This window comes from Priestia sp. FW507-14D1A, assembly GCF_058781295.1.
Genome location: NZ_JBYSWQ010000001.1, coordinates 631607 through 651713 on the forward strand (window position 1 = coordinate 631607; position 20107 = coordinate 651713).

The 20107-nt window shown below is 39.6% G+C and carries 24 protein-coding genes, 1 riboswitch and 1 other annotated feature; of the genes, 6 read left to right on the forward strand and 18 right to left on the reverse strand.

Translation table 11 applies throughout. The features are described from left to right. Positions 1-39 precede the first annotated feature (39 nt). From AC3WJG_RS03735 to AC3WJG_RS03745, 3 genes are all read right to left on the reverse strand, one after another. Entirely contained in the window at positions 40-1167 is a 1128-nt protein-coding gene (locus AC3WJG_RS03735; protein WP_102812931.1) for an NADH-dependent flavin oxidoreductase, read from the reverse strand. A 195-nt stretch (positions 1168-1362) separates the two neighbouring features. Continuing rightward, complete coding sequence (locus AC3WJG_RS03740; protein WP_034649488.1) at positions 1363-1548, reverse strand: Fur-regulated basic protein FbpA; 186 nt, start codon at positions 1546-1548, stop codon at positions 1363-1365. Positions 1549-1657: 109 nt separating this feature from the next. Further along, on the reverse strand, positions 1658-2542 hold the full coding sequence (locus tag AC3WJG_RS03745) for a DUF4405 domain-containing protein (protein ID WP_102812932.1): 885 nt from the start codon (positions 2540-2542) through the stop codon (positions 1658-1660). 237 nt (positions 2543-2779) lie between these two features. Continuing rightward, positions 2780-3011, forward strand: a binding site (T-box leader). Positions 3012-3078: 67 nt separating this feature from the next. Here AC3WJG_RS03745 and AC3WJG_RS03750 point away from each other — a divergent pair. Then, positions 3079-4449: an amino acid permease gene (locus tag AC3WJG_RS03750; RefSeq protein WP_337133981.1), complete on the forward strand. Its 1371-nt coding sequence runs from the start codon at positions 3079-3081 to the stop codon at positions 4447-4449. A gap of 42 nt (positions 4450-4491) precedes the next feature. On the opposite strand, the gene AC3WJG_RS03755 is transcribed toward AC3WJG_RS03750, so the two are convergent. The 4 genes from AC3WJG_RS03755 to AC3WJG_RS03770 all read right to left on the reverse strand — a co-directional run bounded on the left by AC3WJG_RS03755 (position 4492) and on the right by AC3WJG_RS03770 (position 8367). Continuing rightward, the gene (locus tag AC3WJG_RS03755; RefSeq protein ID WP_060747143.1) at positions 4492-5718 is read right to left on the reverse strand and encodes a DUF819 family protein; all 1227 of its coding nucleotides are present in this window, start codon (positions 5716-5718) and stop codon (positions 4492-4494) included. A 426-nt stretch (positions 5719-6144) separates the two neighbouring features. Then, complete coding sequence (locus tag AC3WJG_RS03760; RefSeq protein ID WP_098331967.1) at positions 6145-6711, reverse strand: TetR/AcrR family transcriptional regulator; 567 nt, start codon at positions 6709-6711, stop codon at positions 6145-6147. Positions 6712-6832: 121 nt separating this feature from the next. Next, on the reverse strand, positions 6833-7471 hold the full coding sequence (locus AC3WJG_RS03765; RefSeq protein ID WP_098334039.1) for a hypothetical protein: 639 nt from the start codon (positions 7469-7471) through the stop codon (positions 6833-6835). Then, positions 7468-8367 (reverse strand): LysR family transcriptional regulator, encoded by a 900-nt coding sequence (locus AC3WJG_RS03770; RefSeq protein ID WP_098334038.1) that lies wholly within the window; start codon positions 8365-8367, stop codon positions 7468-7470. Before AC3WJG_RS03770 ends, AC3WJG_RS03765 begins: the two co-directional genes overlap by 4 nt. Before the next feature lie 155 nt (positions 8368-8522). Between AC3WJG_RS03770 and AC3WJG_RS03775 the strand changes: the two genes are divergently transcribed. Further along, positions 8523-9272, forward strand: a complete 750-nt coding sequence (locus AC3WJG_RS03775; RefSeq protein WP_016765247.1) for a sulfite exporter TauE/SafE family protein — start codon at positions 8523-8525, stop codon at positions 9270-9272. A 21-nt stretch (positions 9273-9293) separates the two neighbouring features. Here AC3WJG_RS03775 and AC3WJG_RS03780 read toward each other — a convergent pair whose 3' ends face one another. Next, positions 9294-9788, reverse strand: coding sequence for a GNAT family N-acetyltransferase (locus AC3WJG_RS03780; RefSeq protein WP_028410956.1), 495 nt, complete (start codon positions 9786-9788; stop codon positions 9294-9296). A 67-nt stretch (positions 9789-9855) separates the two neighbouring features. Continuing rightward, complete coding sequence (locus AC3WJG_RS03785; protein ID WP_060747138.1) at positions 9856-10497, reverse strand: NAD(P)-dependent oxidoreductase; 642 nt, start codon at positions 10495-10497, stop codon at positions 9856-9858. Between the two features lie 155 nt (positions 10498-10652). On the opposite strand from AC3WJG_RS03785, the gene AC3WJG_RS03790 reads away from it, so the two are divergent. Continuing rightward, the gene (locus AC3WJG_RS03790) at positions 10653-10796 is read left to right on the forward strand and encodes a hypothetical protein (RefSeq protein WP_176526448.1); all 144 of its coding nucleotides are present in this window, start codon (positions 10653-10655) and stop codon (positions 10794-10796) included. 88 nt (positions 10797-10884) lie between these two features. Here AC3WJG_RS03790 and AC3WJG_RS03795 read toward each other — a convergent pair whose 3' ends face one another. Continuing rightward, positions 10885-11547: an MgtC/SapB family protein gene (locus AC3WJG_RS03795; protein WP_028410954.1), complete on the reverse strand. Its 663-nt coding sequence runs from the start codon at positions 11545-11547 to the stop codon at positions 10885-10887. Positions 11548-11805: 258 nt separating this feature from the next. Between AC3WJG_RS03795 and AC3WJG_RS03800 the strand changes: the two genes are divergently transcribed. Next, positions 11806-12525, forward strand: a complete 720-nt coding sequence (locus AC3WJG_RS03800; RefSeq protein ID WP_102812934.1) for a poly-gamma-glutamate hydrolase family protein — start codon at positions 11806-11808, stop codon at positions 12523-12525. A 167-nt stretch (positions 12526-12692) separates the two neighbouring features. Here the strand turns inward: AC3WJG_RS03800 and AC3WJG_RS03805 are convergent, their stop codons facing one another. Beyond that, the gene (locus AC3WJG_RS03805) at positions 12693-13094 is read right to left on the reverse strand and encodes a hypothetical protein (protein WP_258006053.1); all 402 of its coding nucleotides are present in this window, start codon (positions 13092-13094) and stop codon (positions 12693-12695) included. 22 nt (positions 13095-13116) lie between these two features. Continuing rightward, positions 13117-14526 carry a MocR-like pyridoxine biosynthesis transcription factor PdxR gene (gene pdxR, locus AC3WJG_RS03810; RefSeq protein ID WP_337133979.1) on the reverse strand — a complete coding sequence of 470 codons (1410 nt, stop codon included), beginning with the start codon at positions 14524-14526 and terminating at the stop codon, positions 13117-13119. A 112-nt stretch (positions 14527-14638) separates the two neighbouring features. Between pdxR and AC3WJG_RS03815 the strand changes: the two genes are divergently transcribed. After that, the gene (locus AC3WJG_RS03815; protein WP_221840870.1) at positions 14639-15037 is read left to right on the forward strand and encodes a GNAT family N-acetyltransferase; all 399 of its coding nucleotides are present in this window, start codon (positions 14639-14641) and stop codon (positions 15035-15037) included. 29 nt (positions 15038-15066) lie between these two features. Here AC3WJG_RS03815 and AC3WJG_RS03820 read toward each other — a convergent pair whose 3' ends face one another. From AC3WJG_RS03820 to AC3WJG_RS03835, 4 genes are all read right to left on the reverse strand, one after another. Beyond that, on the reverse strand, positions 15067-15906 hold the full coding sequence (locus tag AC3WJG_RS03820; protein WP_098334036.1) for a GNAT family N-acetyltransferase: 840 nt from the start codon (positions 15904-15906) through the stop codon (positions 15067-15069). Positions 15907-16146: 240 nt separating this feature from the next. Then, a complete protein-coding gene (alaP, locus tag AC3WJG_RS03825) occupies positions 16147-17550 on the reverse strand; it encodes an alanine permease AlaP (RefSeq protein ID WP_025750149.1) in 1404 nt (467 codons plus the stop codon). A 316-nt stretch (positions 17551-17866) separates the two neighbouring features. Continuing rightward, on the reverse strand, positions 17867-18025 hold the full coding sequence (locus AC3WJG_RS03830) for a DUF1540 domain-containing protein (RefSeq protein ID WP_081085322.1): 159 nt from the start codon (positions 18023-18025) through the stop codon (positions 17867-17869). Positions 18026-18125: 100 nt separating this feature from the next. Next, the gene (locus tag AC3WJG_RS03835; protein WP_028410947.1) at positions 18126-18464 is read right to left on the reverse strand and encodes a hypothetical protein; all 339 of its coding nucleotides are present in this window, start codon (positions 18462-18464) and stop codon (positions 18126-18128) included. Between the two features lie 69 nt (positions 18465-18533). Further along, positions 18534-18635: riboswitch (SAM riboswitch) on the reverse strand. A gap of 121 nt (positions 18636-18756) precedes the next feature. Here AC3WJG_RS03835 and AC3WJG_RS03840 point away from each other — a divergent pair. Then, on the forward strand, positions 18757-19053 hold the full coding sequence (locus tag AC3WJG_RS03840) for a hypothetical protein (RefSeq protein ID WP_028410946.1): 297 nt from the start codon (positions 18757-18759) through the stop codon (positions 19051-19053). Between the two features lie 12 nt (positions 19054-19065). Here AC3WJG_RS03840 and AC3WJG_RS03845 read toward each other — a convergent pair whose 3' ends face one another. Then, positions 19066-19512, reverse strand: a complete 447-nt coding sequence (locus AC3WJG_RS03845; protein WP_028410945.1) for a GNAT family N-acetyltransferase — start codon at positions 19510-19512, stop codon at positions 19066-19068. An 80-nt stretch (positions 19513-19592) separates the two neighbouring features. Then, entirely contained in the window at positions 19593-20033 is a 441-nt protein-coding gene (locus AC3WJG_RS03850; RefSeq protein WP_028410944.1) for a YozF family protein, read from the reverse strand. Positions 20034-20107 lie beyond the last annotated feature (74 nt).

Consider the following 20107-nt stretch of genomic DNA (forward strand, 5'->3'; position numbering starts at 1 on the left):
GGGTCAGTCCCATCGTCTTTGCGCTTTTCTGTCTTTCTTTTAATCTTCAACCGGAAACCAGCCTGGTGTGTTAATAACGGCTTGCCAGAGCGGGTCAGGAATCACAAGCTTTTCCTGATCTTTTTTGCTTAATGTTGTCACAATTTCATTTTCACGGCCTTCTTTGACTTTTTGAACCCAGTCTGGGTCCATAATTAATTCACGGCCAATCGCAAGCAGTGGAATGCCGGTTTCAAGAGCTGCTGCTGCTTCGTCTGCTGTATGAATAGAACCTACGCCCATCACAGGTACGCGGCTTCCTACGCGCTCTTGAATAATCTCAATACGTGAACGAGTATCTTCCACGCCTCGGCGAGGTTTTGACCAGAATTCCATTAGCGATACGTGAAGGTAATCAAGGTCTTTTTCTGCTAGTGCATCAACTAACTTCAACGTATCAGCCATTGTAATTCCAGGCGTTTCAGGCTCTTCTGGCGAGAAGCGATAGCCTACTAAAAATGGCTCTTTTGCATGTTTAGAAACGGCTTGCTTTACTTCTTCTACGATTGCTAGCGGGAATGTTAATCGTTTTTCTACGCTGCCGCCCCATTTATCTTCGCGGCGATTAGAATGCGGAGAAAAGAACTGCTGAATTAAATAGTTATTTGCTCCGTGGATTTCAACCCCGTCAAATCCTGCTTCAATGGCACGGCGCGTCATCTCACCAAAATCATGAATAATGCCGTCGATTTCTTCATTTGTTAACTCTCGAGGCACCGGTGCTCCTTCTTGTTCTGCAGCAACAGCACTTGCGCTAACAACCTCTCCATTTGGAACAAGCTCAGGCGGACACATGCGGCCTCCGTGAAAGATTTGAAGAACTGCTTTTGCTCCTTGATCTTTAATGGCTGTTGCTAAACGGCGCAGGCTAGGAATCATTTCATCGCTGTCTGCAGCAAACTCTCCGTGAAATCCTTTGCCGTTCGGCGTTCCGTATGTACATGCTGTAATGACCATGCTAACACCGTTTGAACGTCGTACATAGTAGTCTACTTCTGCATTTGATACTGTTCCATCTTCATTTGATGAAAAATTTGTCATAGGCGCAAGAATAACGCGGTTATCTAATTTGATGCCATTTGAAAAAGTAAACGGCTGTAAAAGCGGCTCATACTTTTTATTTGTCATTTTGTTTCCCTCCAAAAATGATACGGTCAAAAATATTGGCATATTATAGGTAGAAACTGTTTTTCCTTCTTATAATATGTGTCATTTAAAACTGTAACTTTAAAATATACTGTGATTTTAATCTGTACAGTTTCGCCTGTCAAAGAATAAGACTTTCTCATATAAAAAAGCACTCATATACTGAGTGCTTTTTTATCATTGCGAAAGAGGTCCCTGATTATACATGAATGCTTTTACTTTTACATATTGAGCTTCTAACTCTTGAAGTGTCAGTTCGTATAGGTGCCGATTTCCTTTTTTATAAATACCAAAATTCAATAGCGCATTAATAAACCAATTTCTCTTATGTTCCGTTTCAGGCTGTGTGTGTTGTTTCACCATTTCCACCACCTAAGTTTATCTCATATCAATTTTGCAAAGCATTCGCTTTTACATAAATGATTTTACTTCTGTACGATGAAAAAACAGTGAAATAGAGAGTTTTTTTATTTTAAATTTCCGCAGCCGGACCCGCCATTTTTTTACGTCTTTTTACTCCTGACAATATTTTTTCAATATAATAAATAGCAATAATAAAAACCGACATAATAGCAAAATAAGTACCGATTACAATAAAAGGATTCGGACTTTCAAAACCGCCTTCTTTTCCTTTCATCCCTCTTTCAAAACCTTCGCCATCATGATCAAAGTTCGGGCGTTTGTGACCAGCAGATGCCGTCGCAGGAGATTTGTTTTCGCTAAATGAATGGCGATCAAAATCCGGCTTCCCACTGCCTTTTTGCGGTATATCTGAGGAACTTAAATTCAGCACTCTCACTATTCCTCCAAGCTTTCCAAGAAAACTCGTCTCATTTATTTCGTATATGCCAACGACTAACAGGGCAACGGTTGCAAGCTTAGCAGCTATGCTCAAGCTTTTCTTTGTTTTTTTGAATTTCGTCATATTTTTGCATACATTTATAACCCATTGCCAATGAAGGCCTATGTGAGCGGCTACTAAAATTAACACTAAAAACGATACCGAAATATGTGAAACCTTAAACCATTGTTCATTGCCAACATTAATATTCGGAAATACTACTCTTGAAATAAAAATACCGCTAATCATAATAAATGACATCGCAATCAACAGCATGATATTTAAAAAGTAACCGAACTTTGTTCTGCGCGGAAGCTTGCGGTCAAATAATTTAACCGTAACTTTCTTTACCCACTGCCAGTTTAGCAGCACGTGGGTAAAAAACGCGACGGCAATCGCTAGCCCCGCAATTTCATGAAACGTTAACCCTCCCAATACTTGTTTGTTAAAAAATAAAACAAACGTAACGGCCATTAAAAGATCCAGTCCGAATCGGACGTACATCATCTTTTTCACTCTATTCATTCTCCTCAGCTATGTATTTGTCAAAACAACCTCTTTTTCATATTTCTTAATGTAAGCAGAGTTGGTGAAAATTAGGTGAAACGACTGGTTTTTTTACCAAAATAACCAGTCCTGAGTTCTATAAAAAACAAAGTTCCATCATTTTATTTTTTAGAAAATAGCTGTTGACAAAGAAAAAAGAAGCACGTATAGTAATGGTTATTCATCAAGAACTTTCAGATTTTAATCAAAAACACAGCGATTGGGAGTAGTAGAAGCTTATTATTCGGTCAAGAGAGCTACGGGTTGGTGTAACGTAGTCCAATAATACTTTGAACTCGCCCAGGAGTGGTAATTCAGAAAGAATGCAGAAGTATTCTTTAAGTTTTAACGTCTAACCTTCGTTATCAGGTTTTAAGCAGGGTTCTTTAAGAGCCAACAAGAGTGGTACCGCGGTTAGCTAAAGCTTATCGTCTCTTCTCTCATTTGATAATGAGGTAGGAGACGATAAGCTTTTTTTATTTTATAAAAAAGTGGAGGGAAAAGTCATGAAGAAGGACAACCAAGGTTTGCAGCGAACAATGACTTCACGTCACATTATGATGATGGCGCTAGGTGGAGCAATTGGCGCTGGTTTATTTAAAGGAAGCAGCTCAGCTATTGATATGGCAGGACCATCAGTTATCATTGCTTATTTAATTGGCGGAATTATTTTACTATTCATTATGCAAGGTCTTGCTGAAATGGCGGTTCGAAACAGTGACGCACGAACGTTTCGTGATTTAGTTCAGTCAATTTTAGGAAGCTACCCCGCTTATTTTTTAGACTGGATTTACTGGAAAATGTGGGTGTTAAACATTGCAGCTGAAGCTGTTGTAGCAGCTATTTTTATTCAGTACTGGCTTCCTGATTATCCAATTTGGATGCTTGCTTTAGGCGTATCCGTTATTGTCACAGTTATTAACTTGCTTTCGGTCAAAGCATTTGCTGAAACGGAATACTGGCTAGCATTAATTAAAATTACGGTCATTGTAATCTTTATCATCGCTGGACTTCTGTTACTATTTGTATCATTTGGTCACCATACCGCAGCGGGCTTTTCAAACTTGAGCGATCACGGCGGTTTCTTCCCTAAAGGACCAACTGGGTTAATTACAGCGATGCTAGTTGTCATCTACTCTTACGGTGGAACTGAAATCATCGGGGTAACGCTAGCTGAAACAAAAAACCCTGAAAAAGTAGTGCCAAAAGCCGTGCGCAGCACATTAACGCGCATCATTGCTTTTTATCTGTTCCCGTTTTTTATCATCGTGAGCTTGATTCCTTGGAATGAAGTGAACGGCGTTTCTCAAAGCCCTTTTGTAATGGTATTTAAAATGATTGGAATTCCCGGAGCAGATCATATTATGAATGCCGTGATCTTGTTAGCCGTCATTTCTTCAATGAACTCAGGGCTTTACGGTTCATCACGTATTTTGTATACGCAAGCAGTAGACGGTCGAGTGCCGAAGATATTTTCGAAACTTTCTGTTAACAGAGTTCCTGTCTATGCAATCTTAATGTGTACATCATCTCTTTATGTGGGCGTGTTGATTTCCTTATTTGCAGGAAGTAAAACATTTGATTATTTGATGGGCTCCTTAGGATATACCGTGTTGTTTATTTGGTTGATTATTGCGATCGCACACTTAAAGTCCCGCAAAGTTCAGCCAGAAGCATCGAGCAGCTACTCTGTTAAATGGTTTCCTTATACGACGTGGGCTGCCCTAATTGCACTAAGCGCTATTTTAATTGGCGTTATCTGCACAACCTCCGTTGTTATTACGACTATTACACTAGCTATCTATTTATTTATTACAGCTACGTATATCTTTAAAGGCCGCTTTTATCAATCTTCAGCAGCCAAGCATGCTAAATAAAAAAACGCCTCCTCCCAGTCATCAGAGGAGGCGCTTTTTTATTTAAAATGTTAAGTACCAATAGCCAAGTGCAAAACCGATATAGTTACCAATAATATAGCCAAGCGTTCCTACTACCAAGATAGGACCAACCAAACTTCCCCATCCTTTAGCAATCGCCATTGCACTTGCTGTCGTAGGCCCTCCTACCGTTGCATTGCTCGCTAGTAAAATATGTTCTAAATCAATTTTAAATACTTTTCCTAGAATAAGTCCCACTATTAAATTACTCATTCCCACAATGAGCACAAATAGAATCAAAAGAGGTGCTTTTTCAACAATTAATGGAATAGACGCCGGTACTCCAATGACAACAAAGAAAATATAAATGAAGTACGTGCCGATTTCTTGGCTTCCGCTAATGTTTTTAAAATAAGAAGGGAACAGATAAATAACAAGAAACGTAAGTGTGGAAAGCAATAAGTATTTTTCGCTCAAAATAGTATGTAATAATGTTTGAACTACCGAAACATTTGGACCGGTTGGAATGATTGTTCCAAACCATTCGGCTAATTTAAACGATGCAACCACTAGAAAAAATGATGTACCAATTGAAGCCGCAACGTCTTTTAACGAAATTTCTTTTTTTGCCCAATATTTTTCTGCAAGCGTATGACGATCATTTTCTCCATATTGCCCAGCCTCTACTTCTTGAATATGAGGCGTCTTAAAATGTTTTCTAAAAAACTTCATAGAAGGAACGAACATATACACGGCAAACAGTAAAGCCATGACCATATTATCAGCAACTACCGTCGCCGAAACCATTTGACTTGATGGTTCAAATTTAGCCGTAACGGTAGCAAAGTTAACCCCTCCGCCTACATAAGAAGCGCCGATAGCTGCTGCAATTTTTGCTAGTTCAGGAATATAATCTTTTAATAACAAGAAGCCTGCCGTGCTCCCTATAACCGTTCCTACTGCACAGATTAAGAAAATAAAAAGCAGTTTCCGGCTTTCTTGAAATAATTCTTTCATATTGACTTGAAATAACAATAATGGAATGGCAAGCGGTACTAGATACGCCCAAACCGCATCATAAACCGGAGACTCTGTTGGAATGATTTTTAAATTTGATAGGATAAGCGCTCCTGCTAGCGCAATAATAGCTCCTGACAGAAAAGAAGCCCACTTATACTTTTGTTCGAGAAAAATACTAACAGAAGCCCAAATCGCTAGAATTCCCCATAGTGCCCACGTATCATCAGCTTGAATAATAGTAAAAATCACAAGCTACTCCTTTCTTTCTCTTTGCAAGAAATGGAATTTTCAGAAAATATACTTTAAATTTTATCAATATATGCCAAATTCCGTCAATCTATAAAAAAGAGTCGAGGACAAAGTAGTCTAGTTAAAGTGAAACACGAACTATCTATCAAAAAGGATGAATAGTTCGTGTTTTTTATGATTATGGTGAACGTAGGTTTTATGTAGGTAGCTACTTCTAGCTGTTGATTGGAGGACAAGGCGAAGACTCCTGTGGGAAAAACGGCACAGATGAGACGCCGCAATAGCACAAGCGACGAGGAGGCTCAGCGGCCTCCCGCCGAAAGCAAAGCCTTGCACGGAAATCAACAGCAGGGTCACAAGCAGTCCAGCTCATGTATCCCGATTGTTAGTCTTTAGATTCATTTTGCGATGTCCCAGCCTCACTTTTTATTTACGAACAAGAACTGGAACCTGCTGCTGAATCTGCTGCAAAGGAGCGCTTGTTTTCTCTGTTAACGAACGCAAGATTCCTCCTTCGATCATACAGTTAATCACAACTGCAAGCTCTCCTGCCTGCTTTTCTTGAAATCCGCTCTCTATCATTTTTTCTCTAAAAAGTTTTTCCCAATCTTGAAACGCTGCGTAGCAGACTTCTCGCAGCGGTTCATTAATAAGCGCCGTTTCTCCAGCCAGCAGTCCAACAGGCATACCAGCAATACTTTCTTCGTGTTCAAACTGCTTGGACAATTCTTCAATAAAATACTGAATAGCCTGGGCTGCGTCAGAAGATTTATTTAAACTTTCTTTAATTTGGATTTGGACGTATTTATTCGTATATTGAACAGCGTGAATCGCCAGTTCTTCTTTCCCTTTTGGAAAATAATAATAAAGAGACCCTTTTGGCGAGCCACTCTCTTTAATAATTTGATTTAATCCTGTTGCATGATAGCCTTGCAGCTGAAAAAGCCGCGATGCTGTTTCTAAAATCTTATCGCGTGCATTTGCTTTCTTCACAAAACGATGCCTCCCCTATATAATAAGTGGTTTCTATAACACTACTTATCATATAAGGAAATGAAATTTTTGTCAAAATAAAGTGAATATTTTACCATTTATTTTTTCTTTTTTTCGTTTCTTATGACCTAATAATTGTTTTTCTTACTTCTTCCGCTAACGGTTGAAGAGGCGTAATAATACGGTCGCTTACCTCCTCCGCCGCTTCTACCATCGAGAGCTGCGCTACTGAAACAACGGTATTATGCTCTTTTATTAGCTCATGTAAGACATGTTTTACCTTCTGTTTATACTTCTCTAGGTTTCCAGTCATTACTAGTTCAAAAGCACCTTCTATCACAACAGGGCGAACCTTTATCTTTACATTTTGATAAAATGCAAATTCGTCTAGACGCTTCATTGTTCCTTCTACGGTTTCCGGATTTGTAAACACGATAAGCTGCGGTTCTTCTATTTCACATATTCGGTGAAAATAAGGCTCATCGATTTTAATAATTGGAATATCGCTTGTAAATGCTTCTGGTAAAAGAGCAATGTAATTCGTACACGTAAGTAAAATGGCATCCGCTGAACATTCTTCCATCCACTTTAACTGCTTTTCTACTTCTGCAGCTGCTGACTCCGCTGCAAACTTAGGGTCGGTTGTTACTCGATGTACAAGTCCGGGGTCTACGAAATGCATACAGTTCGCAAACGGCAGCGCTTTTTCTATATAAGAGATGTTCGAATGATGAGCGTGCAGGCAAGCAATTTTCTTCATCGTTTTCCTCCTGTATGATGGTCTTTGAAATACTGAATTAAAAATTCCTGGAACTTTTTCGCAACAGGAGTTAAATATTTATCCTTGTTCCACGCAATCCCAATTACTCTTGAAGCTGTGTCTTCTTTGAGCTTTATTTTTTTAATGCCTCGTAAGTCCACTCCCTTTATTTCAGGAAGCAAGGCAACTCCTAAATGAGCCGCTACAAAACCAATCACCGTCAAAAATTCTTCTCCTTCAAACGTAATATTTGGGACAATCTCCGCTTCTTCAAACAGCTGATCAAAAATTGTTCGACTTCCGTATCCTTTTTTTAACGCGATAAACGATTCATGAGCCAACTCTGAAATCGAAAGCACTTGCCTTGAGGCAAAAGAATGCGTATCAGGGACATACGCGTACAGCTCGTCTTTCCATAAATATTCCCACTGAATGCCTGACCTAGATTCCGTTACAGAAGACATACAAAAATCAATTTCACCCGTTTGAAGCTGATCAAGCATGATGTTCGTGGCGTTCTCAAAAATTTGAAATTGAACGTTCGGATACTCTTGTAAAAAAGCATGAACTAGTTTTGGGACGGACGAAGCGCCTAATGATTTTAAAAAAGCAAACGAAATACTGCCGCGGTGAGGATGAATCAAATCTGAAAGCTCACGTTTAGCTTCTTCCATTTCGTTTAATACTTTAACCGTTCGTTCATAAAAAAGCCGTCCATATCGATTTAAAATAACTTGCCTTCCTTTTCGTTCAAATAGCGGCACGCCAAGCTCTGATTCTAATTTAGAAATTGAGCGGCTGAGCGTAGGCTGTGCGATTGATAATTTTTCCGCTGCCTTTGTGAAATGTTCCGTTTGAGCTACAATATTAAAATATTCGAGCTGCTGCCATTCCATTTTTTCACATCCTTTACTTATTACATAATACTATCAATTTTATATAAATTATACATTGGACGTCATAAAAAATTCATGTTTAAATGAAGAACGTAGCACTTGCTAAAAATGTTATGTGTCTGCATAGAATAAGTGTTGAAAGAAGGAATTAGTTTATGGATGTTTCAATTGTTTTAACAATGTTAGCCGTCGGACTAATCTTAGGATTTGTCGGAGCAGGCGGATCAGGTTTTATTATTTCGATTTTAACGCTGCTGTACGGCGTATCTGTACACGTTGCACTCGCAACGGCTCTTACCGCAATGATTTTCTCTTCTTTATCTGGCGCAGTCAGTCATTACCGCGAAGGTAACGTATCTTTAAAATCCGGTATCTCTGTTGGTATCCTCGGTGCATTAGGCGCTTGGATTGGGTCTAACCTTTCATCCTTTATCCCAGAAGGCGAGCTAAAATGGCTAACAGCCGGTATGCTTTTATTATCTGGTGTTTTACTTTGGCTGCGTATGTTTTTATTTTCCCGTCAGCAAAAAGAACGTACTGTTCCAACAGGAGCTAAATTTGTCGTCTATTCTTTACTAATTGGCTTAATAACCGGCGCTCTATCAGGAATGTTTGGAATTGGATCAACTCCATTTATCCAGCTTGGCCTTATGATGGTGTTAGGCTTGTCTATTCGTCAGTCAGCCGGAACGACAATGCTCGTTATTATTCCGATTGCCATCGGCGGAGGAATGGGCTATTATCAGCAGGGCTTTTTAGATATTCCACTGTTGATCCAAGTAGTAGTCGGCACAATGGTCGGTTCATATATTGGAGCAAAATTCACAAATCGCGTCCCTGCTCCCGTATTAAAAACGTCCCTTGTAGCACTGCCTATTTGCTCTAGCTTCCTACTTGTTATATAAGAAAAAAGCTTGAACTCTTGTTCAAGCTTTTTTTATGTCCATCTCATAAACAAACTGCTTTCCTTGGCTTCCAAAAATATGCCCGCCTGTGTCGATAAAGCCGCTTCTTTTGTACAGTTGCTGCGCGGCCGTGTTTTTATAGTTCACGCCTAGCACCACTTCATTTTTAGTCGGAAAGTGCTGGTTGATAAAAGAAAGAAGAAGTTTCAATGACTTTTTGCCAACTCCCTTTCCTTGATAATCAGGATGAATGGAATACGACCGTATTAAAAGCGCGCCGGAGCTTTTAGTATATTCTTTAACAGCTTTCCCTGCGTCGAGCACGAAAAAGCCGGCTAGTTTGTTTTCTGCCAAAATCAAAACAGGCGTTCTGTCCTTTTCCCGCTCACACTTAGCTAAGGCTTCAGCGGGAAGTGCCGTATAAATGAGCTGCGCTTCAGGCAGCGTATAGCTATGTATAGATGACTCGTAGGCTTCACTATAAAACGCTAGTTCTACGTTTACTTTATTATCCATTCTATACCTTACTCCTTTTCCCATAGTATAACATGCACAAAAAAAGCCGCATAAAGCGGCTTTTCCTTTATCTAGCGTCGGATACAACGGTAAAGCGTTCGTTTACATGCTCTCCTCGCTCAATTTCATCAATGACAGCAATGGCATAATCAGCATAGCTGACATGGCTGTTTCCTTCTGAGTTTAAAATAACATGATCTTTCCCAGTTTTATAAGCATCCGTTCGTTTTCCTGAAGGATTAAAAAATGCTGCTGGGCTAATAAACGTCCAATTAATATCGCTTGTACTTTCTAAATCTTTTAAATTTTGAGCTTGATTGTCAGCTGTCGCTTTATACTCTTTTGGAAAATCAGGCGTATCTGCTAGACGCGTCGTTTTCTCTTCATCGACAAACAAACTGCCTGCTCCTCCTACAACAAGAAGACGAACGTCCGGAGCTTGTTTAAATACACGAATTAACGACTGTCCCGCTTCTACATGCAGATGTTCTTTTCCTTCAGGAGCTCCAAACGCATTCACTACTGCATCCAAGCCTTCGATATCTTTTGCCGTGATATCAAAGATGTCTTTTTCCAGTGTACGAACATCTCGTTCGTCTACTTTGCTCGCATCACGTACGATTGCCGTTACATCATGGCCGCGATTTAAAGCTTCTTTCACGATAAAACTTCCTGCTTTTCCTGTAGCACCTACGACTCCAATTTTCATTTTATAACCTCCAGTAAAATTCTCTATATTTAGGTAATAGCCTTTTTTTGCTATGCTAAAACACTGCGAAACGATTTAAGCAAGATAGAGAACGAATAAAGAGGCTGAAACGAAAGTTTTTTAGCTGAAGAAAGATCCAAACGTAGGTTTCATATATGGAGGTACTTCTAGCGGTTGATTGGAGGTCCTGCGGGAAAAGCAGAATAAGTGAGACCCCGCAGGAGCGCAAGCGACGAGGAGGCTCACCGGCCGCCCGCGGAAAGCGAAGCCTTGCACGGAAATCAGCCGTGGTGTACTAAACGATCATACTGGCCCCTTTATCCATTTGTTCGATTTTAGATTAATTTAGTTATGTCTTAATCTCTTTGACAAAAAATAAATAAGTGCTTATTCAATTTCAATAAATAACACGTGAGCCATAGAGTGAATCGATTTAATCAATTCTACTTTATTCCCTTTCTTTTTTGCTTTTCCTTTTATTTCAACAAAATAAAGCAGTTCACCTTGATGATGATCCTGGTGAATTTCATAGGATGAAATCATAATATTTCCCCTTTCAATCTTATCAAGGAGCTCATAAATATCCTCTTGATTCGCTGCACGAAACTTAATTAAAAGGGAATGAGTAGAAAGAGATGTAAACATTACGTTCAATATTTCTAAGCCAATCAGCACCAGTATAGTTGCGCTAATGCCGACTGTATACATACCCGCCCCAATGGTTAAACCAATTCCCGACGTTGCCCATACGCCTGCGGCTGTTGTGAGCCCTCTAACATGCTGCTTTTGAATAATAATCATACCTGCTCCTAAAAAACCAATACCGCTTACTACTTGTGCGGCAACTCGGCTCGGATCAAGAGCCATATGATCTTGATGAAGCACATCTGAAAAGCCATATTTGGAAATTAACATAATGAGCGTACTACCGACAGCAACTAAAAAATGAGTGCGAAAACCCGCTTCTTTTGCTCTAAACTCTCTTTCTAAACCAACCAAAGCTCCTAACAAACCTGATAGCGCGAGACGACTAATAAAAGCTGCGGTCATTTCCCCCCTCCTTTCTCTTCACTTTTTTATAAATGGACCTATTAACTATTTCTATTTTTGTTATAATTTACTATAACCAATTTTTGAAGTGGAGGCTAATCAAATTAGATAAAATTATCAGTTATTACAGCATATTTCTTGAGTGAGGACGATTAGAACGCGAGCCCATTGAATTTCAAACAAACTGGCACTTTATCAAAAAGCGAAAATATTAATAATCACCTCTATTTATCATAGGATAAATAGAGGTGATTATTAATGAACCGTTTATTCAAATGGAGTACAAGCATTTTGTTGCCTTTGATGTGCTGCTTTTTGATTCTCCCTCCCTCTTATGCAAGCGGTGACTATTATTCCTCTTATGCAGAACTGCAGCAGCACGAGATTCTCCATCAAGACTACGATATTCGCTACGAACAGCGCTTTAGCTACCTATCCATTATAGCCATTCACGGCGGAGGAATTGAACCGGGCACATCAGAAGTCGCCAAAGAACTCGCTGATCGCTTTTCCGCTTCTTATTATTTATTCGAAGGCATCAAGTCCACTAACAACGGAGTTCTGCACATAACCTCAGAAAACTTTGACGAACCGACTGCTAGAGGAATGGCTCAACAAAGCATGTCCGTTTTGACGATTCACGGATACAGCGGCAGCCAGCCTATCGTATATGTAGGCGGAAAAAATCAGCTTTATAAAGAGCTGGTGAAGCAATCGCTGCGCAAACGCGGCTTTACCATCCGTGACGCCCCTTCTGATATAGCCGGAACAAGCGAGCAAAATATTGTGAATGATAATTTGCTAAAAGCCGGCGTACAGCTTGAACTCACAGCAGAACTAAGGAAATCATTTTTCGCAAACCATGACTGGTCCAGAAACAACCGTATGAATGTCACGCCGCTTTTTTATACATTCGTATCTTCCTTACAAGAAGCATCTTCTTCCTATCAAACTTTCCTTTACTTTCAAGTTCACTAACTTATCAACTCTTGCCTATTCCTTGATTTCCAGACAAAAAAGCCAGCGCAGTCTGTGTAATCAAACGCGCTGGTTCTTATCTATTTCTCTTGCTAAAATAGACCGTTTAAATCTTTTCAGCTCAAAAAACTCCTTGATTTCACTTGGACTTTGATAAGAAAGCCTAATCACATAGTAGTTAATATATTCAAGCCAAGCAAACGCGTAAAGGCCCAGAAAAAAGCAAGCCCGTTAATCCCTAACTGCACACAGTGATAAATGAGTACACCTAAACCTAACGCAAGAAGAATTTTATTCATTTTTTTAAAAAGCAGAAACAATTGAATATAGCTAGAGGGCAAATGAGAATCTTCTTTTCGCCTCACTCGCTTCCATTTCATAAACCAGTACAAGCTTCCTTGAAACAAGATAAACTCAAGTATGATAAAAGCATACACACTAGAAAATGTTGTTAAATAAAAACTTAGATAAGAAAACTCATTTAAGTACCCTACCCACAGCGCAGCAAACACTAAAGCTGCCGTAAGCTCTCCTGTCCATAAACCAAATAATTTTCGCTTTACTTTCATAAAAACCCCCCTAGCATATCTCTCAATCCTGCTGTTCAAACCAAGCTTTAAACAGCAGGTTTACACCTGTTTTTATTTCTTCATCAGACAGTCCGGCAAACCCAAGCAATACATAAGGCGTGTTGTTGTCACCGGCACTATGATAATAAATAGACGTTGGATAAATCGTTACTTCTTGCTTGGCAGCTGCTTCAATTAGCTTCTGCTCACTCATTCCGTTTTTTACCTTAAGAAGAATATGCAATCCAGAATGTTCTCCAATAACATTTATACGTTCTCCCATAGTAGCAGTTAAGCAATCTAGCAGCAGCGCTTGTTTCTTGCGGTATGCTGTTCTCATTTTATTCAAGTGACGTTCCCAGTGGCCTTCTTTCATAAACAGAAAAAGCGTATGCTGATGAAGTCTTGAAACAGGCTGTTTAAAAAGTCCACAGTGCTTCATATAGCTTGTGCGAAGCCGGTGTGGCAGCACGGCATAGCTTATTCGAAGAGAAGGCATCAACGATTTTGAAAACGTACCCGTATAAATAACGCGATCGTCTTGATCTAATCCTTGAAGCGCCGGAATCGGTTTTCCTTTATAGCGAAATTCCCCGTCATAGTCATCTTCTACAATATAGCCATTCGTTTCTTCCGCCCACTCTAGTAGTTCAAGTCTTCTTGCAATCGGCATGACCATCCCAATAGGAAATTGATGAGACGGCGTAATGTACACCGCATCCGCTCCGCTTTCTTTCAGTTCCTTCACTTTCAAGCCAGAATTATCGAGAGAAATAGGGATAACTGACATGCCTTGTTCTTGAAAAACGTGCCTCGTTCGGTGAAAACCCGGATTTTCAAACCCAATTATTTTTTCTTTCCCCAGCGTGACAGAAAGCAGCCACATAAGATACTGCGTACCTGCACCTATCACAATTTGCTCCGCCGTACAGCGCACTCCTCTTGAATGATAAAGATACGCTGCAATTTCTTGACGAAGAAGATGTTCGCCCTGTGGATGTCCGCTATAAAAAAGCTGGCTTTCATCATGATAAATAGTTTGAACCGTTAGCTTTTTCCACGTGTTATACGGAAATTTTTCTACGTCTACCTTTCCATGGCTAAAGTCAATGACAGTTGATTTCCGGTCTTCTTGCGGTAAAGAGACATAGGCTGGAGGCAGTTCTTGAAGCACAACTTCATTTTTTATCTCTTTTACAAATACTCCTTTCCTGGCTAGTATCTCGATATAGCCTTCAGCTTCTAACTGTACATAAGCCGCTTCAACCGTATTTTGGCTAATGCTTAAATGAAGAGCTAGCTTTCGTTTAGAAGGCAGTTTTTCATGAGGCGGAATGGTACCTTTTTGAATTTGTTGTTTTATGTAGATATAAAGTTGCATGTACAAGGGATCTGCTTTTCTTTTATCAAGCAAAGGCGTTAGCTCTAACATAGTGTTCTTTCCTTTCTAACTGATACTATTAAATTCGCTGTTTCTGACACTTACTCTCAGTTCAGATTCTTCATATACTGGACTATATCTTATAAATTAAGGAGATGACGCAATGACTATCACTTATAAAACCAACGTCTCAATCCGTGCGGAACAAGCTGCTGAAGTATTTGTACATTCCGGTATTGAACGTCCTGCACAAAATCTTGATCGTATTCAAAGAATGCTTGATCACGCTTCTCTTACTATTACCGCTTGGAACGACAGCGAACTCATTGGCATAGCCAGAGCGTTAACAGATTTTAGCTACTGCTGCTATTTATCGGATTTAGCTGTTGTAAAAGACTATCAAAAGCAAGGAATCGGTACACAGCTCATCAAACATGTTCAATCAGAAATCGGCGAAGAGACCGCGCTGATTTTACTTTCAGCTCCTTCTGCTATGAACTACTATCCAAAAGTCGGCTTTCATCAAATTGATAATGGGTTTAAAATTGGGAGAATTCGGTAGAGGCGAAGAAAGGAGCTTCTCCTTTCTTTTTATCCAAACGCCTGAGCTGCTATAGCAAAAAGATTGCCCTGTCTAGCAGGGAGAGGATTGACACCATACGCCATAACAGGAGGCTCATTTTGAAGCTGAAATCCGTGATTTTCCACAAGTTTCTTTAACGTTTCCTCATGAGAAGACAGGTCAATTCTCAGCTTTTCTTTGTAATTCTTCGCTAGTTCATAAATGACTAGCATCGCTGCTTCAGCGTTTGGAGCAACTACGGGACCAATCACGATATTGCTCGGCGTACGAACCGCTAAACCATAGCCCGTCATTTTATTTTGTTCGTTTTGTAAAACAACTGCTTTTTCAGCTTGCTGAATTCTACTTTTTAAAAATAGCTTTCTATTATCTCCAAATGCTGCTTCATCAAGCTTGACAATCCCTTTGAAGTCACTTCTCTTTAAGGATCGTGTATAAAATCCTGAAACTTTAAAGGCTCTTGGTGTGTATTCACTGCTTATGTATTTACTTACATAGTCCACGGTTTTAAACCCTGCTGTTTGATATAAGTGCTTACCTTCTTTTGTCGCAATTAAGTAGGCATTCATCTCAGGGGAAAGAACTTGCAGACAGTGCTTCATGAGCTGCCCGGCTAACCCTTGTTTTCGGTAATCTTTTCTCACAATCACCATTCCTATAAAAGCTGACTGATTTTTGTACGAAATTACGGCCACACTTGATACGATGTCTCCGTTCTCATTTCTATGGCCAAATACGTCTCCAGATGAAAAAATCGTATGTAAATCTGCTTCACTATAATCCCATTTTTCCAGCTGCGATAACAGCAGCAAACCTTTTATGTCTTTTTCACTAAATGTTTCAATCATTTCTGCATATGTCCTCCCAACTTTTCGATGCTCTGTGTGGCGTTAAAAAGCATAAAACTAACATACTCATCCACTTTCAATTACCGTTTAATCATTAACGAATTCTCTAACTAAATAGTACAGAATAAATAGAATATTTTCTACATTATTTATCCGTACCAATGATCCCTTAAAATAAACTAATCATTCGCACATAAACTAATGAAAAAAGACCTCTTTCCAAGAAAGAGGTCTTTTCTTTTATTTCACTAGCTTTTGCTCAGTCCCAGCTGAACCTTGACTTCGTTTATGAAATCCTTTTGCGTAGTACGCGATAATAAGACCGATAAACCATAATGGTCCGATGACAACTGCAATTCTTGTATCTGGATTATATGCCATAAGAACCACCACCAGCGCTAGGAACGCAAGTGACACATAAGATGTTAACGGAAATAAAGGCATTTTATATTTCAGCTTTGCCTCTTCACCTGTTTTTAACGTTTTGCGATACTTAATTTGAGAAAGCAAAATAATTCCCCATGTCCAAATCGCACCGAATGTTGCAATGCTTGTTACCCACGTAAATACCTTGGCAGGCACAATGTAGTTTAACGCTACTCCGACTAATAGCGCACCGGCTGATGCTAAAACAGCTTTTCCCGGTACGCCGCCTTTTGTAAGCTGGCCGTATCCTTTTGGCGCTTCTCCGTGTTCTGCTAAGTTAAACAGCATACGGCCTGTACTAAAAATACCGCTGTTACAAGAAGAAAGAGCTGCTGTTAGTACAACAAAGTTAATGATACCAGCCGCCGCTGGAATGCCGATTTTTTCAAATGTTAATACAAACGGGCTTCCCTGTGAACCAATCTCTTGCCACGGATAAATCGACATAATGACAAATAACGCACCGACGTAGAAAATCAGAATACGCCAAAAGACAGAATCAATCGCTCTTGCTAGAGATTTTTCCGGATTTTTCACTTCTCCCGCGGTAACGCCGATCATTTCAATTCCTAAATACGCAAACATGACCATTTGCAGCGACAGCAAAATACCTTTGAATCCGTTCGGGAACAGTCCGCCGTTGTCCCACAAATTTTTAATACCAGTCGCAACGCCGCCGTTGCCGATTCCAAACACAATCATTAATAATCCAACGGCAATCATTAACACAATCGCTAAAATTTTAATAAGTGCAAACCAAAATTCCAGTTCACCATATGCCTTAACAGCTAAGAAGTTAACCGTTGTCATGATGACAAGCGCCGATAACGCCCAAATCCAGTTTGGTACATCCGGATACCAATATCCCATATAAATACCAACGGCTGTAATTTCAGCCATACATGTTACAACCCATAAAAACCAGTAGTTCCAACCTGTTAAATAACCAGCAAGCGGCCCTAAATAGTCGCGTGCGTACTTGCTGAATGAACCTGCAACAGGTTTTTGAATCGCCATTTCTCCAAGTGCTCTCATAATAAAAAACATAATCATTCCGCTAAATCCGTACGCTAATAATATTCCTGGCCCTGCTAATTTAATAGCAGATGCAGATCCAAGAAACAGCCCTACCCCTATGGCTGCTCCTAAGGACATCAGCGTCACATGCCTTTCTTCTAACCCGCGTTTCAATTCTTTCCCCTGAGTTTTCCCCTGCATAAACGTCTCCCCTTTTTCCAATCTGTCAAAACGAGATGAACACAGCCTTTTTGTTAGCGCTTTCATATAAGTTTGTGCTAAAAGACAGCTAGGCTGTATATTTGTATTCTATCACCTTTCTCTCACTTTTCTTTTGTCGAAAAACAAAAAAATTATCTTATCATTTTGTTTAAACGCACAATTAGACATAGGCACTGCTTTTTTACTATGTATTTATTATTGCACTTAAGTAATAGTATTTTCAAAAAATAGAAAAACGCCGACTCAACTCCGTCAGCGCATCGTTCATTTTATGCTTTTTTATAAAAACTAGCATTTATCTCGCGGGTTCAAAAGTTTTACAGCCAGGTTCTTCCATATCAGAAACATGGTGACTACTTTCAGGACTCACAACGTAAATGGACTCTGCACTGCATTTGTTTCCCGATTTCCAATACATGCACTCATTCACTTCACATAATACACCTTGGGCCACTGTTATCCCTCCTTTGCTTGTCTTATCTATTTACTACCCGAAATATAGCGCTTCTAACATTCACACGCAAAAAAACCGCTTGTTTCTCAAGCGGATCTTTTTATTGCGTGTGTTCAACATACTGTTTTTTAGCTAAATATAACTCACGGCTCAGCGTGATCCGCCGTTCTCTCAAGCGGCTTAATTTAGCCTGAAATTGTTCGTTAGTTGGCTCTTCTTGAATCAAGCGATACGTAAAAGAAATATCTTCATTTAACTGTTTAAAATCTTCCCATATCTCTTGAACGAGGGCGGATTGTTTGTCTTCAAATGAACGATTTTGCTGCGTTTTTAGCGCAGCTAAAATTTCCTGCTGCCACGTTTCGTCTTTTATTTCTTTGGCTAATAAGTATAAATCTAAATAATCATCAGTGCTTAACGCTGTTTGTCTATTGTTCAATGTCATCACCTTTTCTACACGAAATTTTTCTTCCTAAGAAGAGGGTTTCATCATAGAAAAAGATTCCTCTCCTTATCTGTCAGAGCTAGGCTATGCTGGAATTAGCACCATTCAATAATTGTGGTTGCTGAGGCTTCAAAGGGCCAGTCCCTCCACCTCTCTAGATAAGAATATTTCGTTTTTAAATTATTTCTGACTATTCTAATATGTTTTGTAGGTTACGTCAATAGCTTTTCAATAAAAAGAAAAAAGAAGTAAAATATGGTATGCTTTCATAAAGGATGGTGAGCACATGAAACGATATCTGTTATCTGCTTTTTTGGGAAGCCTGCTGCTGCTTCTTACTATTGCTTTTTCATCTACTTTCCATATTGCAATTGTCAAAACAACCGGAAGTATTGGAGGGATTATTTTAGCAGCGGCGGCTTTGATTATGAACGCGCTTGAAGATCCCCCCTCCTCAGACAATACAGGTGGAGGAGCCGTTGAAGTACTAGATAAAGGTTCCGTTTGGGCTACTTATTTACTTTTACTTTCATTACCGAACCTCATCGCATGTATAACATCTTATGTTTTATGGACTCGCTGACATTCATCAACGTTACGGACGTTTTGCCACTTGGAAGCTCATTGATATTTGTTTATCTACAAAGCCAAGTTCACGATACACATGCTGTGCAAAATTCCCAGCATGAACGCTGAGTCTGATTTCAGGGTATCCTTTGATAGACAATTCATCAATTGCTTTTTGCATTAACGGCTTGGCTAGACCTTGCCCGCGGTATTCCGGTACAACATATAATTCGTAGATAAAGCCCATTTCTTCTTTTGAAAAGAAGTCGGCAGATGGGCCGATAAGAACCCAGCCTGCGAGTTTATTTTCTTGTCTCGAAACTAAATAATAACAGCCTTTTTCAAGGGCACTACCAACTAGTTCATTTACGCGTTCTGCTGACGGATGAAACTGCTTCATTGTTCCTTCAAACAGCGCATCAGCAGATTTTTTCCGAATTTCTTGTATTTCTTCTTCAGTAGCTTTTGCAATCATTACGATCTCTCCTTTCGTGTTCGTTTTCCACATACGAGGATAAATTCCTGCAAAAAAAGTCTTCGCCTAAGCGAAGACTTTTATTTAAATTCAAAATGTTCTTGATGACTACCTTGTTCGTCCGTCCAGTTAATCATAATATCTAAACCTGCCGCTTTTCCAGGAACAGCAAAATTCGCATAGCGAAAACGCTGACCGCTTTTGCTTAAGTTAGACCGTTCAATAGGAGAAAACAAGCTGTATTTCGCCTTATTTTTTCCTTCGTGCCGAAAAGCTTGGACCTGCACGCGCTCTACGTCTTTTCCAATGTTTTCAACGGTTAATCCATATGTATGATAGACGTTATTTTTCCACTTTAGCTGATTATCTCCCGCCATGCTCGCTTTTGTGAGTTCAACCGACCATTGTTCAGATGATTTCTTCATTGGAAGCTTCTCAATCGAAAGAGCGCTGACATGAATGGCTGCAAAAGCAAGCCAAACAAAACAAAAAGTGCTGACTGTATAAAATAGTCTTTTCATAGATTCTGATCTCCTTAGAAATTTTAGTAGTAGCATTTCCTGTTCACTTAAAAATTATGATAAACGCTTTAACA